The sequence below is a fragment of the Lactococcus sp. S64 genome (genome assembly GCF_016516525.1).
In the GTDB taxonomy this organism is placed as follows: domain Bacteria; phylum Bacillota; class Bacilli; order Lactobacillales; family Streptococcaceae; genus Lactococcus; species Lactococcus lactis.
In genome coordinates this window covers 1-277 of record NZ_JACVUQ010000041.1, presented here as the reverse complement: position 1 = coordinate 277, position 277 = coordinate 1, and the positions used below count along the sequence as shown (strand labels likewise).

Annotated in this window: 1 pseudogene; it reads left to right on the top strand. The window is 41.9% G+C overall.

What is annotated here, in order from left to right:
* Window positions 1–13: 13 nt before the first annotated feature.
* Window positions 14–277: pseudogene (locus IAE51_RS12070) on the top strand (type VII secretion protein EssC); the annotation flags it as partial.

Genomic DNA, 277 nt, shown 5'->3' with positions numbered 1-277 from the left:
TGGTTATCTTCGAGTGGGGGAAAGTGAAGTTTATGAACTCTTCCAATCAGGTTATGGCGGTGTGGATTACAACCCTCATGCAACAACCGAAGAAATCAAAGATGAACGGATTTACCGTGTCAATGAATCTGGACAATGGGAATTGCTTTATGACACACGTGAAGACCTCATTGACCAAGGAGCAGTCAAAGAAGAGGTACCGACACAATTAGAAGCAACCATTGCCGAAATCGTCAAAAACTTTGAGCATTCAAGTTATACGAAACCTGATAAACCA